Origin of the sequence: Streptomyces sp. A1136, assembly GCF_004795055.1 — a bacterium.
GTDB lineage: Bacteria > Actinomycetota > Actinomycetes > Streptomycetales > Streptomycetaceae > Streptomyces.
In genome coordinates, this window is sequence record NZ_SSBJ01000020.1 from 25,068 (window position 1) to 38,424 (window position 13,357).

Here is a 13,357-nt window from a genome sequence, read left to right on the forward strand (position 1 = left end):
GCATGGGCGTCACCATGGGCAACGACAACGGGATCGGCACCGGGATCGGCACCGACATCGCGGACACACCTCAGTCCTGGGAGGTCGTCGACTCCGACACCCCCTTCCGGGGCGCGAAGACGGCGGTCCGCTCGGAGCGGGTGCGGATGCCGGACGGGGCGGTGGCGCGCCGCGACTACCAGGTGCACCCCGGTTCCGTGTGCGTCCTCGCCTTCGACGAGCAGCAGCGCGTCCTGGTCCTCAAGCAGTACCGGCACCCGGTGCGGCACAAGCTGTGGGAGCTGCCCGCCGGACTGCTGGACGTGCCGGGCGAGAACCCGCTGCACGCGGCGCAGCGGGAGCTGTACGAGGAGGCACACGTCGAGGCGGGGGACTGGCGGGTGCTGGTCGACTTCTTCTCCAGCCCCGGCGGCTCCGACGAGGCGGTCCGGATCTTCCTCGCCCGCGACCTGGCGCCGGCGTCCAGGGAGCGCTTCGAGGTGTCCGAGGAAGAGGCCGACATGGAGTCGGCCCGGGTCCCGCTGACGGAACTGGTGCACGGCGTGCTCACGGGCGAACTGGGCAATCCCGGCCTGGTGACCGGGGTCCTCGCGCTATCCGCTGCCCTCGCCCGCGACGGCGGGACGGACTCCCTGCGCCCGGCCCTCGCACCCTGGCCGGCCCGCCCCTTCGAGGCGTAGGAAGCGACCGCTGGGCCGTATGGCCGCTGATGTGACGATCGGCTGATCCGATCGGGCGATCTATCCGCCGCGCTCCACACGGACCGTCGCTCTGCGTGAACTACGCTCGGCAACCCTAAGGGCAGGGAGAGGAGCGGATTCCGTGACGGATTTCGTCGGGCGGCGGCGTGAGCTCAAGGAGCTGCGCGAGGACATCGCGCGGACCGGACTCGACACCCTCTCGGGCCGCAAGGCCAAGGCCCCCCGCGCGCGGGTGCTCCTCATCGCCGGGCGTCCCGGCTCGGGGCGCACGGCGCTGGCCGAGGAACTCGTGCGGGAGGTCCGCGACGAATACCCCGACGGGCTGCTGAAAGTACGGCTCACCCTGCCCGGTGGGGGAACCGTCGCCACCGAACGGGCGGTGCGCACCCTGCTGGAGGGGCTGGGGCGGCCCACCCCGCCCGGCGCCGGCGAGGACGACCTCAGCTCCGCCCTGCGCACCGCGCTCAAGGGCAAGCGGGCCGTCCTGCTCGTCGACGACGCCGCCGACCCGCACCAGGTCGACGCCTTGTTGCCCGACACCCCGGAATGCCTGGTCGTCGTCACCTCCGAGGGCCCCCTCACCGGGATTCCGGACGTCCGCCCGTGCACCCTGGGCGGGCTCGACACCCCCTCGGCGGTCAAGATGCTCGCCGGCGGCATCCGGGACACCCGGATCACCGTCGACCCGCTCGCCGCCGAAGCCCTGGCCCAGGAGTGCGGGGGGCAGCCCGCCGCGCTCAAGCTGGCCGGAGGCTGGCTCGCCGCGCATCCGCAGGCCTCCGTCGCCGACGTGGCCAAGCAGCTCCACGACATGCCGCCCGGCACCGACGGACCGCTCGGCCGTGCCTTCCGGCTCGTCTACGAGTCCCTGCCGCAGCCCGCCCAGCGCACCCTGCGGCTGCTTCCGCTCGCGCCCGCCGGGATCGTCGACTCGCACACCGCCTCCGCCCTCGCCGGCTGCTCCGTGGCCGCCGCGCAGTCCACCCTGGAGGACTTCGCCGGGCTGGGCCTCGTCCGGCACGCGCAGGACGGACTGTTCCTGCTGCCCGGTTGCCTCGCACCGCTGCTGCGGGCGCTGCTGGAGACCAAGGAGCGCCCGACCGAGGTGCAGCTGGCCCGGGCCAGGATGCTGGAGCGGACCGTACGGCTGCTGGGCTCCTGCCGGGCGATGGCCGGGGACGACGAGGAACACGTAAGGGAGCGGCTGGACGGGCTGCCGCGCGCGCTGCGCTTCCCCGACCGGCGCGCGGCGGCCACCTGGCTCGACACCCGGCTGCCCGCCCTGATCGCCTCGGCCTCGCTGGCCGTGGCGGACGGGGAGCTGGACACGCTCGCCCGACGGCTGGTCGCCGCCCTGGTGCGCGCCCTGGCCGAGCACCGCGGCACCGCCGCCGCGGCGCCCGAGCTGTACGGGCTGCACCGCCTGGTCCTGGGTGTCGCGGAACGCCGCGGCCTGCACCGGGAGCGGGCCGCCGCGCTGCTGAACCTGGCCGATCTGGACGCCGAGACGGGCCGCACCCAGGAGGCCCTGGAGCGCTATCGGGCCGCGTTGGACGCGGGAAAGGCGGCGAACGACCCGTACGCGACGGGCCGCGCGATGGAATCCGTAGGCGGCGCCTACCAGGAGATGGCGGACTGGCACCGGGCCTGCGACTGGTTCGGCCGGGCCCTGTCCCAGGCGCTCACCCGGGGGGAGCGCGCGGACGAGGCGAGGCTGTACGGACGGCTGGGCAACGTACACACCTACGCGGGTCGGTACGGGGACGCGCTGCGCAGTTGGCGGGCGGCCGCGGCGGGGTACCGGAAACTGGCCGATGTCCCGGGCCAGGCAAAGGCGTTGAGCGAGATGGCGCGCATTCAGGAATACGCCGGCAGGCCCGCCGAATCGCTCCACACCTGCCGCCAGGCGGTGGAGCTGGCCCGCAAGGCGGGAGACCTGCGACTCCAGGCCGCGCTCCAGGTCCGGCTGGCCGACACCCTCGACCGGCTGGGCGACCCGGCGGCGGCGCGACTGCACAGGTCCGCAGCCGACAGGTTGCTGGGAGACGACCCCGCAGCCTGCGAAATCCGCAGTGATTTCGACTGAGATTATTTGTTTGCAAGGCTAGACAGCGCGTCGTCCTTCATTAGACTGGCTTCACCACGACATCCCGTGGTGCATCCCGTTGCGCGTTCTTGTGGGCGGGTATGTATGGAAGTGCCCCGTTATATCCCCTGAGTCAAGGACCGTGATCGACGATGAAGGTCGGCATCCCCCGCGAGGTCAAGAACAACGAGTTCCGCGTGGCCATCACCCCCGCCGGTGTCCACGAGCTCGTCCGTAACGGCCACCAGGTCTTCGTCGAGCAGAACGCCGGTGTCGGCTCCTCGATCACGGACGCCGAGTACGTCGCCGCGGGCGCCGAGATCCTCGGTACCGCCGACGAGGTCTGGCAGACCGCCGACCTGCTGCTGAAGGTCAAGGAGCCGATCGCCGAGGAGTACCACCGCCTCCGCAAGGACCAGACCCTCTTCACCTACCTGCACCTGGCGGCCTCCCGCGAGTGCACGGACGCCCTGCTGGAGTCCGGCACCACCGCCATCGCGTACGAGACGGTCGAGCTCGCGAACCGCGCGCTCCCGCTGCTCGCCCCGATGTCCGAGGTCGCGGGCCGTCTGGCCCCGCAGGTCGGCGCCTACCACCTGATGCGCTCGGCCGGCGGCCGCGGCGTGCTCCCCGGCGGTGTCCCCGGCACCCACGCCGGCGAGTGCGTGGTCATCGGCGGCGGCGTCTCCGGCTGGAACGCCGCGCAGATCGCCATCGGCATGGGCTTCCACGTGACCCTGCTCGACAAGGACATCAACAAGCTCCGCGAGGCCGACAAGGTCTTCGGCACGAAGATCAAGACGATCGTCTCCAACGCCTACGAGCTGGAGAAGGCCGTCATCGAGGCCGACCTGGTCATCGGCGCGGTGCTGATCCCGGGTGCGAAGGCGCCCAAGCTGGTCACCAACGAGCTCGTCGCCAAGATGAAGCCCGGAAGTGTCCTTGTCGACATTGCGATCGACCAGGGCGGCTGCTTCGAGGACTCCCGTCCGACCACCCACGCCGAGCCGACCTTCCAGGTCCACAACTCGGTCTTCTACTGCGTCGCCAACATGCCGGGCGCCGTGCCGAACACCTCCACCTACGCCCTCACCAACGCGACCCTGCCGTACATCGTGCAGCTCGCGAACCTCGGCTGGGTCGAGGCGCTGCGTCGTGACCCGGCGCTCGCGCTGGGTCTCAACACGCATGACGGCAAGGTCGTTTACGGCCCGGTCGCCGAGGCCCACGGTCTTGAGGTCCTGCCGGTGAACACGCTGCTCGGCTGACCCGTCAACGACTGACGTCAATCTCACGTCTCCGGCCGGACCTTGCCCCCAAGGTCCGGCCGGACGCGTTTGCGCGGTGCGCGGGGATGCCGTTCAACTCGCCTCGAACGTAACCCTTTAACCCTTTCGCGCACCCGCGAAACTTCGTAGTGACAGCTCGTACGCCCTTGACAGAGTGGTGTTCGCTTGCCGACACAACGCGGCGGGTCCGGTGGATTGTGTTGCCGCTGAGTGGTGACACGCCATAGAGTCGCCAACCGTCGGCATGGTGCCACGCTGACCTATCGATAAGTGTCCTGGTCACGTCCGAGGAGGTAAGACGACTTGTGAATGAGTCGACATTTGCTCCTGGGGGTGGTCGAGCAGGAGCGCCAGAGCGGGACCGAGGTTCCGCCGGGGCCGAGGCTGTCGGCTCCGTCGCAGTCCGCACCTTCGCAAACCACCAGCACATGACGACGCCCCGAAAGAGCATGGACGGCCTAGACGTGAACTCCAGGGCCGGCGACCCGAGCGGCGAACAGCCCGTGGGATTCGCCGACTACGACCAGGTGCCCGAAGGGCACTTCTACGACCCCGACGCGGAGTACGAGCCCGACCCCGAGTACGCGGCCACTCTCGCCCCGGACGCTGCCCGCCAGCGCCGCGAGCGGATCGGCCCGACCGGACGGCCGCTGCCGTACTTCCCGATCCCGGGCCCGCTGACCGACCACGGTCCCGCGAAGATCATCGCGATGTGCAACCAGAAGGGCGGCGTGGGCAAGACCACGTCGACCATCAACCTGGGCGCCGCGCTCGCCGAGTACGGGCGCCGCGTGCTGCTCGTCGACTTCGACCCCCAGGGCGCGCTGTCCGTGGGCCTCGGTGTCAACCCGATGGAACTCGACCTGACGGTCTACAACCTGCTCATGGAGCGGGGCATGTCGGCCGACGAGGTGCTGCTCAAGACGGCCGTTCCGAACATGGACCTGCTGCCGAGCAACATCGACCTGTCCGCCGCCGAAGTGCAGTTGGTCAGCGAGGTCGCGCGCGAGTCCACGCTCCAGCGGGCGCTCAAGCCGCTGATGCAGGACTACGACTACATCGTGATCGACTGTCAGCCCTCGCTCGGCCTGCTGACCGTGAACGCCCTGACGGCGGCTCACAAGGTCATCGTCCCGCTGGAGTGCGAGTTCTTCGCGCTGCGCGGTGTGGCGCTGCTGACCGAGACGATCGAGAAGGTGCAGGAGCGGCTCAACCCGGAGTTGGAGCTGGACGGCATCCTCGCCACGATGTACGACTCCCGCACGGTGCACAGCCGCGAGGTGCTGGCGCGCGTCGTCGAGGCGTTCGACGACCACGTCTACCACACGGTCATCGGCCGTACGGTGCGCTTCCCGGAGACCACGGTCGCCGGTGAGCCGATCACCACGTACGCCTCCAACTCCGTCGGCGCCGCCGCCTACCGCCAGCTGGCCAGGGAGGTGCTCGCCCGGTGTCCCGCCGAGTGAGTCTGCCCGGAGCCGACGAACTGTTCCGTACGACCGGGGGGATGGCGCTCCAGTCGTCCTCGCCGAGGCGGGGCGTGGACGAACCGGCGACGACGGGTTCACCAGCGCCTTCGTCTTCGGCCGCGCCGGAGCACACGGCGGCCGAGGGTCGGGTCGGCCGGGAGGCCGGCGAACCCGCGGTGGGCGCGCAACGGCGGCCGCAGGAAGGTTCTGCCACCGCCGCCGGGGCGTCGTCGCCCCGGTCCGGCAAGGGGCAGGGCCGGGGTGCGAACCGGCGCCCCAGCGGGCGCGAGCGGCACGACGAGAAGATCACGGTCTACGTCTCCGCCGAGGAGCTGATGGACCTGGAGCACGCGCGGCTGGTGTTGCGCGGGGAGCACGGCCTGGCGGTCGACCGCGGCCGTATCGTCCGCGAGGCGGTGGCGGTGGTCCTGGCCGACCTGGAGTCCCGCGGGGACGCGAGCATCCTGGTCCGCCGCCTGCGCGGCCGCTGAGACCGCCGGACGGCCCCGACCGCGGGGACCCCGGCCCGCGCTCCCGTGGCGGGCCGCCGGCCGACGAACGCGACGGCCCGGCCCCTGCGCCGGCGGAGTCCGTATCGATTCGCTCGGGGCGTCCGTGGCAACCCGCTTTCCCGGTCTCCTTGGTACCGGCGAGGTCTGCCGGCCGCGCCCCGGCTCCCCGGACGGGTGCCCGACGCCGCAGGGGCACCCATCTTTCACACCGGGGCCGCGCCCCGAGGCCACGTCGGGCACCGCCGGTCCGGCGCGTCCCTGAGGGGAGGCCCACCGGAGGGTGTGACCGGTGTCGCCGGCACGGGCCGGGCGTGGCCCGGACGGCGCCGTCGCGGGCGATCGCGGTACGGCGCCGCTCCCGTTCGACCGGACGCCGCCGGCGCTCGGGCGCGGGGGCGGCGGTGGGGCGCGGGGGCTGCGGCCGGGCCGGTGGTTAGGCTGCTGGCACGCTCTTCCCCCGCACCACCCGAATCTGGATTCCGATGTCCGCTCCCGCCGAACCCGGCCGCCCGGCCCGTCGCCATCTGGGGCGCGGCCCGGGTGGCGCTGCCCCGGACGCCCCGCAGGTGGTCCCGACCGCCCCCGACGCGGACGGCGCCGAGGCCGAGGGACACGGACCACGCCGTCCGGAGGCGGGCCGTGCGCCGGCCGAGGACCCCGCCGTCCCCGCCGCCGACGGTCCGGTTCGCGACCCCCGTGTACCCGGGGCCCCGGTCGCCGGCGTCCTCGCCCCCGCGCACCCGCCGGCCCCCGCCGAGACCCACCACCACGGCTCGTCCGAGCCGGCCGGGGACCCGCGTCCGGCGGCGGACCCGGGCGCGGGCCCGCCGGACCCGTCCCAGGGGCGGGGAGCGGGGGAGCGGCGGTTCACCTTGCGGCTGGCCAACTTCGAGGGGCCCTTCGACCTGCTCCTCCAGTTGATCTCCCGGCACAAGCTCGACGTCACCGAAGTCGCCCTCTCCCGGGTCACCGACGAGTTCATGGCGTACATCCGGGCCATGGGCCCCGACTGGGACCTCGACCAGACCAGCGAGTTCCTCGTCGTGGCCGCGACCCTCCTCGACCTCAAGGCCGCCCGCCTCCTTCCCGCCGCCGAGGTCGAGGACGAGGCCGACCTCGCCCTGCTGGAGGCCCGCGACCTGCTCTTCGCCCGGCTGCTCCAGTACCGCGCGTACAAGCAGGTCGCCGGCCTCTTCGAGGACTGGTCCCGGCAGGAGGGCAAGCGGTACCCCCGTACCGTGGGGCTGGAGCCGCACCACGCCGAGCTGCTGCCCGAGGTCGTCATCAGCATCGGCGCCGACGGTTTCGCCCGGCTCGCCGTGCAGGCCATGCGTCCGCGCGCGGAGCCCCAGGTCTACGTCGAGCACATCCACGCCCCGCTCGTCAGCGTCCGCGAGCAGGCCGGCCTGGTCGTCGCCCTGCTCAAGGCGCGCGGCGAGGCCACTTTCCAGGAGCTCACCGCCGGCGCCCCCGACACGCTCACCGTCGTCGCGCGCTTCCTGGCCCTGCTGGAGCTCTACCGGGAGAAGGCCGTGGTCCTCGACCAGGAGGAGGCCCTCGGTGCGCTCACGGTGCGCTGGAGCGGCGGGGACGGCGACGGTATGCCGAGGGTGACGGACGAGTTCGATCAGATCGTGGAGGCGAAGGAATGACGGAGGTGGCCGAGCCGGCCGGGCTCGCGCTCAAGGGCGCCCTGGAGGCCGTCCTCATGGTCGTGGACGAGCCCGCGACCGAGGAACACCTCGCCAAGGTGCTGGACCGCACCCCCCGGGAGGTGGCGGACGCCCTGCGCGAGCTGGCCGACGAGTACACCGTCCAGCGGCGCGGATTCGAGTTGCGCCCCGTCGCCGGCGGCTGGCGGTTCTACAGCCGCGCCGAGTACGCCCCGGCGGTCGAGGCCTTCGTACTGGACGGCCAACAGGCCCGTCTCACCCAGGCGGCCCTGGAGACCCTGGCGATCGTCGCGTACCGCCAGCCGGTGAGCCGGTCACGGGTCTCGGCGGTCCGCGGGGTCAACTGCGACGGGGTCATGCGGACCCTGCTCCAGCGCGGTCTGGTGGCCGAGGCGGGGACGGAACCCGAAACAGGTGCGATCCTGTACAGGACGACGAACTACTTTCTGGAGCGGATGGGCCTGCGCGGCCTGGACGAGCTCCCGGAGCTCGCGCCCTTCCTCCCCGAGGCGGACGCGATCGAAGCCGAGACGCAAGAGGGTGTTCCGTCGTTCGATCCGGATGCACCGGATAACGATGAAGACGACAAGACGACGGAACTTTGATGCGAAGCAGCGGTAACGGCAACGGCGGCGGCAACAGGAACAGCGGCGGCGGTGGTGGCGGACGCGGGAGCTCCCGCGGCGGCGGCTCCGGCGCGGGCGGTGGTTACCGCGGCGGCGGTAGCGGCTCCGGCGGTGGCGGCGGCTACCGCGGTAGCGGCTCCGGCGGCGGTGGTGGCTACCGCGGCGGCGGCGGCTCGGGTACGAGCGCGGGAGCGGGCGGCTTCCGCGACCGTGACCGCGACCAGGCGCCCCAGCGTCCGCGCAACCCCCGCCCCGAGGAGCGGCGCTACGACGTCGGCCCCGAGGGCGAGCGGTCGGGCCGCAGCGGCCCGAAGGCGGGCGGCGGCGGCGCGCGCGGCGCCTCCGACGGCGGCCGGGGCGGTGCCCGCGGCACGGCGGCGCGCGGTGGCGCCAAGGGCGGCCCCAAGACCTCCAAGACCCCCGGCATCGGCGGGGCGGGCGGCCCGCGCCGCGGCCCCGGCAGCCGCAGCGGCCAGTCGCGCCCCCGCGAGCTGGACGCGCGGATCGAGGAGCGCGTGCGCGACCGGTACGCCGACAAGCCCGTGATCAAGACCCCGAAGACCTTCCCGGGCGCCGAGGAGGAGGGCGAGCGTCTGCAGAAGGTGCTCGCCCGCGCCGGCATGGGCTCGCGCCGCGCCTGCGAGGAGCTCATCGAGCAGGCCCGCGTCGAGGTCAACGGCGAGGTCGTGCTGGAGCAGGGCAAGCGCGTCCAGCCGAAGGACGAGATCAAGGTGGACGGTCTGACCGTCGCCACCCAGTCGTACCTGTTCTTCGCGCTGAACAAGCCCGCCGGCGTCGTCTCCACCATGGAGGACCCGGACGGCCGTCAGTGCCTCGGCGACTACGTCACCAACCGCGAGACGCGGCTGTTCCACGTGGGTCGGCTCGACACCGAGACCGAGGGCATCATCCTGCTCACCAACCACGGTGAGCTGGCCCACCGCCTCACGCACCCCAAGTACGGCGTGCAGAAGACCTACGTCGCGGCCATCACCGGCTCCCTGCCCCGGGACATCGGCAAGCGCCTCAAGGACGGCATCGAGTTGGAGGACGGCTACGCCCGCGCCGACAACTTCCGCGTCCTGGACCAGGTCGGCAAGAACTACATGGTCGAGGTGACCCTGCACGAGGGCCGCAAGCACATCGTCCGCCGCATGCTGGCGGAGGCCGGCTTCCCGGTCGACAAGCTCGTGCGCACCTCCTTCGGGCCGATCGAGCTGGGCGACCAGAAGTCCGGCTGGCTGCGCCGCCTGACCAACACCGAGGTCGGCATGCTGATGCGCGAGGTCGGTCTGTAGCCATTACGCGGCCTTCCGCCGAGCGCGTATGACGCGCGGAACCGTACGGGAGAACCCGCGGTGCCTTCGGGCGCCGCGGGTTCTCCCGTATGCGGGCTTTCCCCTTGTCCGTCGACGCGGGGATGTTTATAGTCATCATGACTATAAAAGGAGTGGGGCCGTCATGGGCTGGAACACGAGCTGGACCGAGATCCTCGGATCGGCCACGGGCGCCTGGTGCGTGTGGCTGGTGGCCCGGCAGCACATCGCCAACTGGCCGATCGGCATCGCCAACAACATTTTCTTCATCGTGCTGTTCGCGCGGTCCGGCCTCTACGCGGACGCCGGACTGCAGATCGTCTTCATCGCCCTCGCCGCGTACGGCTGGTGGTCCTGGACCCACGGGGGTGGACCAGGAACCGCCACGGCCCTGCCGGTGCGCCGCACCACGCGCGCCGAATGGGCCGCGCTCGCCGCGGCGGGGGCGGTGGGGGTGCTCGGCCTGACGCTGCTGCTCGGCCGGGTGACCGACTCCACCGTGCCGTTCTGGGACGCGCTGACCACCGCGCTGTCCCTCATGGCGACCTACGGACAGTGCCGCAAGCTGTTCGAGTCCTGGTGGCTGTGGATCGCCGCCGACCTCGTCTACATCCCGCTGTACGTCTACAAGGGGCTCTACCTGACCTCCGTCCTCTACGGCGGCTTCCTCCTCCTGTGCGTGGTCGGGCTGGCGGGCTGGCGCCGCGAGCTGTCGACCGGCCGTGGCGCCCGTACGGCCGCGGAGGCGACGGCGTGAGCGGCGGGAAGCGGTACGGGCACGGGCTGGTGTTGGGCAAGTTCTATCCGCCGCACGCCGGCCACCACCACCTGGTGCGCACCGCGCAGGACCAGTGCGAGCGGTTGACCGTCCTGGTCTGCGCGGCCTCGGTCGAGACGGTGCCGCTGGCGGACCGGGTCGCCTGGATGAGTGAGGAACACCCGGGCGCCCACGTGGTCGGCGCGGTCGACGACATCCCCGTCGACCTGCACGACCCGGCGGTCTGGGAGGCCCACATGGCGATCTTCCGGGCCGCGGTGCCCCGGCGCGTGGACGCCGTCTTCACCTCGGAGGCGTACGGGAGCGAACTGGCGCGGCGGTTCGGCGCCCAGGAGGTCCTCGTGGACCGGGAGCGGACCTTGTTCCCCGTCTCGGGGACGGCCGTGCGCGCCGACCCGGCCGGCTGCTGGGAGTTCCTCGGAGCCGGGGTACGGGCCGCCCTGACCCGGCGGGTCGTCGTCCTGGGCGCCGAGTCCACGGGCACGACGACGCTGTCCCTCGACCTGGCTGCCCACTACCGGCGGCGGGGCGGGGTGTGGTCCAAGACCGGCTGGGTCGCCGAGTACGGCCGCCGGTACAGCGAGGAGAAGCTCGCGGCGGCGCGGGCGGCCGATCGGGACGCCTCCTGGGCGGACGTGACGTTCGCCTCCCGCGAGTTCCCGGTGATCGCCCGGCGGCAGGACGCGGACGAGGAGCGGGCCGCCAGGTCGGGCTCGCCGGTGCTGTTCTGCGACACCGACTCCTTCGCCACCGGGATCTGGCACGAGCGGTACCTGGGGGAGCGCAACGAGGAGGTGGAGAAGATCGCCGCCCAGACCCGGCGCGACCTGTACCTGCTGACGGACGACGCGGACGTGCCGTTCGAGGACGACGGCCTGCGCGACGGAGAGCACCTGCGGCCCTGGATGACGAGCCGGTTCCGGGAGGAACTGGAGCGGACCGGCAGGCGGTTCCTCGTCATGCGCGGCGACCGCGAGGCGCGACTGGCCGCGGCCGTGACGGCGGTCGACGGACTGCTCGCCGAGGGCTGGTACTTCGCGGACCCGCTGCCCGAGAACGTACGCCGGCCCGACCACGCAAGGCGGCCGGAGCACCCACCGCGGCCGGGCGGCGTCGGTTCGGAGGAACCGTGAACGCGGTCTACGACCCGCACGCCTTCGCGCCGTTCGCCGTGACGGTGGACCTCGCCGTCCTCACCGTCCGCGGCGGCGCCCTGCACGTCCTGCTGATCCGGCGCGGGCAGGAACCGTACGCCGGCGCCTGGGCGCTCCCCGGCGGCTTCATCCTGCCCCGGGAGTCGGCTGAGACCGCCGCCCGCCGGGAACTCGCCGAGGAGACCGGCCTGGCGCCCGAGCTGGTGGAGGCCCTGCACCTCGAACAACTGCGCACCTACAGCGAACCCGACCGCGACCCCCGGATGCGGGTGGTCTCGGTGGCGTTCACGGCGCTGGTCCCCGACCTGCCCGAGCCGGCGGCGACCGGCGGCGGTGACGCCGACCGGGCCCGCTGGGTGCCCGTGGACGAGGCGGTCGGCCTGGCGTTCGACCACGCGGTGATCCTGGCGGACGCCCGCTCCCGGGTGGGTTCGAAGCTGGAGTACACCTGCCTGGCCACCGCCTTCTGCCCGCCCGAGTTCACCCTCGGCGAGCTCCAAGCCGTTTACGAGACCGTATGGGGCACGGCCCTGGACCGCCCCAACTTCCGCCGCAAGGTCCTTGCGACGCCCGGCTTCGTCGAGGCCGTCCCCGGAGCCGCCCGGCTGACCGGCGGCCGAGGCAAACCGGCCGCGCTGTACCGCCCCGGGCCGGCGACGGCCCTGCACCCTCCCCTGCTCCGCCCCACGGAAGGACACCAGCGATGACGCAGACGACGACCGCGAAGCCCGCCCAGGACCGGGCGGCGAAGCGCGCCGCGACCGGCGCCCTGATCGGGCTGGCCCTGGGCGACGCCCTCGGCTTCCCGACGGAGTTCAACGACGTGCCGTCGATCCTCGCGAAGACCGGGCCGTGGCGGGAGATGGCGTTGCCCCGCCCGGCGCTCATCACGGACGACACCCAGATGACACTGGCGCTGGCCCGCGGCATCCGCACGGCGACGGACCGCGGCCCGATCGGCCCGCTGCGGCTGACGCGGCCGGTCCGGGAGGAGTTCGTCGACTGGTACCACTCCCCGGAGAACAACCGGGCCCCCGGCAACACCTGCCTGCGGGCCTGCCGGCTGCTGGACGAGCCTCGGCGGGACTGGCGCGACGCCTCCCAGATCGGCTCCAAGGGGTGTGGGGCGAACATGCGGGTCGCCCCCGTGGGCCTGGTGCCCGGCTGGACGGACGAGGAGCGGGCGGGCGCGGCCCAGCTCCAGTCGGCCCTCACGCACGGCCACCCGACGGCGCTGGCCGCCTCCGACCTCACGGCGCACGCCGTCCACCTGCTGGCGCGGGGCGCCGAGCCCACGGGCCTCGTCGGCCTGCTGCGCTCCTACGCCCTGGACAACCGCACCCGCTACCACGAGCGCTGGCTGGGCGACCTGTGGATGCGCACCGCCTCGGACGCCGGCCCGGAGTCCTTCATGGCGCGGGGCTGGGACGAGTGCCTAGCCGTCCTCGACCGCCTCGCCGCGGCCCTGCGGAGCCCCTCTCCCGAGACGGACCCCTGCCTCACCACGGGCGACGGCTGGATCGCCGAGGAGGCCCTCGCGACGGCCCTGCAGTGCTTCCTCCTCTTCCCCGACGCCCCGCTCCTGGCCCTGCGCCGCGCCGCCTGCACCCGGGGCGACTCGGACTCCCTCGCCTGCCTCGCCGGCGCCTTCGCGGGCGCCCACCTCGGCGCGTCGGCCTGGCCCGCCGACTGGCAGGACCGTATCGAACACCGCGACGAGCTGCTGGAGTTCGGGTCTCTCTGGGACGCCTAG

Annotated in this window: 12 protein-coding genes; all 12 read left to right on the plus strand. The window is 72.8% G+C overall.

Annotation, left to right across the window (positions count from 1 at the left end; all coding sequences use genetic code 11):
* Positions 1 to 2: 2 nt before the first annotated feature.
* The 12 genes from E6R62_RS20365 (at position 3) to E6R62_RS20420 (ending at position 13,357) form a co-directional block, all read left to right on the plus strand.
* Positions 3 to 680 carry an NUDIX hydrolase gene (locus tag E6R62_RS20365; RefSeq protein ID WP_240801787.1) on the plus strand — a complete coding sequence of 226 codons (678 nt, stop codon included), beginning with the start codon at positions 3 to 5 and terminating at the stop codon, positions 678 to 680.
* A 142-nt stretch (positions 681 to 822) separates the two neighbouring features.
* On the plus strand, positions 823 to 2,787 hold the full coding sequence (locus E6R62_RS20370) for an AAA family ATPase (RefSeq protein ID WP_240801788.1): 1,965 nt from the start codon (positions 823 to 825) through the stop codon (positions 2,785 to 2,787).
* Between the two features lie 152 nt (positions 2,788 to 2,939).
* Positions 2,940 to 4,055 (plus strand): alanine dehydrogenase, encoded by a 1,116-nt coding sequence (gene ald, locus E6R62_RS20375; RefSeq protein WP_136214921.1) that lies wholly within the window; start codon positions 2,940 to 2,942, stop codon positions 4,053 to 4,055.
* 449 nt (positions 4,056 to 4,504) lie between these two features.
* Complete coding sequence (locus E6R62_RS20380) at positions 4,505 to 5,542, plus strand: ParA family protein (RefSeq protein ID WP_240801789.1); 1,038 nt, start codon at positions 4,505 to 4,507, stop codon at positions 5,540 to 5,542.
* A complete protein-coding gene (locus E6R62_RS20385) occupies positions 5,527 to 6,036 on the plus strand; it encodes a hypothetical protein (protein WP_136214923.1) in 510 nt (169 codons plus the stop codon). The genes E6R62_RS20380 and E6R62_RS20385 overlap by 16 nt, the downstream gene beginning before the upstream one ends.
* Before the next feature lie 503 nt (positions 6,037 to 6,539).
* Positions 6,540 to 7,709: a ScpA family protein gene (locus E6R62_RS20390; RefSeq protein ID WP_136214924.1), complete on the plus strand. Its 1,170-nt coding sequence runs from the start codon at positions 6,540 to 6,542 to the stop codon at positions 7,707 to 7,709.
* Positions 7,706 to 8,335, plus strand: coding sequence for an SMC-Scp complex subunit ScpB (gene scpB / locus E6R62_RS20395; protein ID WP_136214925.1), 630 nt, complete (start codon positions 7,706 to 7,708; stop codon positions 8,333 to 8,335). The genes E6R62_RS20390 and scpB overlap by 4 nt, the downstream gene beginning before the upstream one ends.
* Positions 8,335 to 9,654 carry a pseudouridine synthase gene (locus E6R62_RS20400; RefSeq protein ID WP_136214926.1) on the plus strand — a complete coding sequence of 440 codons (1,320 nt, stop codon included), beginning with the start codon at positions 8,335 to 8,337 and terminating at the stop codon, positions 9,652 to 9,654. Before scpB ends, E6R62_RS20400 begins: the two co-directional genes overlap by 1 nt.
* A gap of 163 nt (positions 9,655 to 9,817) precedes the next feature.
* Positions 9,818 to 10,429, plus strand: coding sequence for a nicotinamide riboside transporter PnuC (gene pnuC, locus E6R62_RS20405; protein WP_136214927.1), 612 nt, complete (start codon positions 9,818 to 9,820; stop codon positions 10,427 to 10,429).
* A complete protein-coding gene (locus E6R62_RS20410) occupies positions 10,426 to 11,583 on the plus strand; it encodes an AAA family ATPase (RefSeq protein ID WP_136214928.1) in 1,158 nt (385 codons plus the stop codon). The genes pnuC and E6R62_RS20410 overlap by 4 nt, the downstream gene beginning before the upstream one ends.
* Entirely contained in the window at positions 11,580 to 12,311 is a 732-nt protein-coding gene (locus E6R62_RS20415; protein WP_136214929.1) for an NUDIX domain-containing protein, read from the plus strand. Before E6R62_RS20410 ends, E6R62_RS20415 begins: the two co-directional genes overlap by 4 nt.
* Entirely contained in the window at positions 12,308 to 13,357 is a 1,050-nt protein-coding gene (locus E6R62_RS20420; RefSeq protein ID WP_136214930.1) for an ADP-ribosylglycohydrolase family protein, read from the plus strand. Before E6R62_RS20415 ends, E6R62_RS20420 begins: the two co-directional genes overlap by 4 nt.

Bases quoted from the DNA above. Each gene is read 5' to 3' on its own strand.
- E6R62_RS20365 (WP_240801787.1), top strand. From the start codon at position 3: ATGGGCGTCACCATGGGCAACGACAACGGGATCGGCACCGGGATCGGC.
- ald (WP_136214921.1), top strand. From the start codon at position 2,940: ATGAAGGTCGGCATCCCCCGCGAGGTCAAGAACAACGAGTTCCGCGTG.
- E6R62_RS20380 (WP_240801789.1), top strand. From the start codon at position 4,505: ATGACGACGCCCCGAAAGAGCATGGACGGCCTAGACGTGAACTCCAGG.
- E6R62_RS20390 (WP_136214924.1), top strand. From the start codon at position 6,540: ATGTCCGCTCCCGCCGAACCCGGCCGCCCGGCCCGTCGCCATCTGGGG.
- scpB (WP_136214925.1), top strand. From the start codon at position 7,706: ATGACGGAGGTGGCCGAGCCGGCCGGGCTCGCGCTCAAGGGCGCCCTG.
- E6R62_RS20400 (WP_136214926.1), top strand. From the start codon at position 8,335: ATGCGAAGCAGCGGTAACGGCAACGGCGGCGGCAACAGGAACAGCGGC.
- pnuC (WP_136214927.1), top strand. From the start codon at position 9,818: ATGGGCTGGAACACGAGCTGGACCGAGATCCTCGGATCGGCCACGGGC.
- E6R62_RS20420 (WP_136214930.1), top strand. From the start codon at position 12,308: ATGACGCAGACGACGACCGCGAAGCCCGCCCAGGACCGGGCGGCGAAG.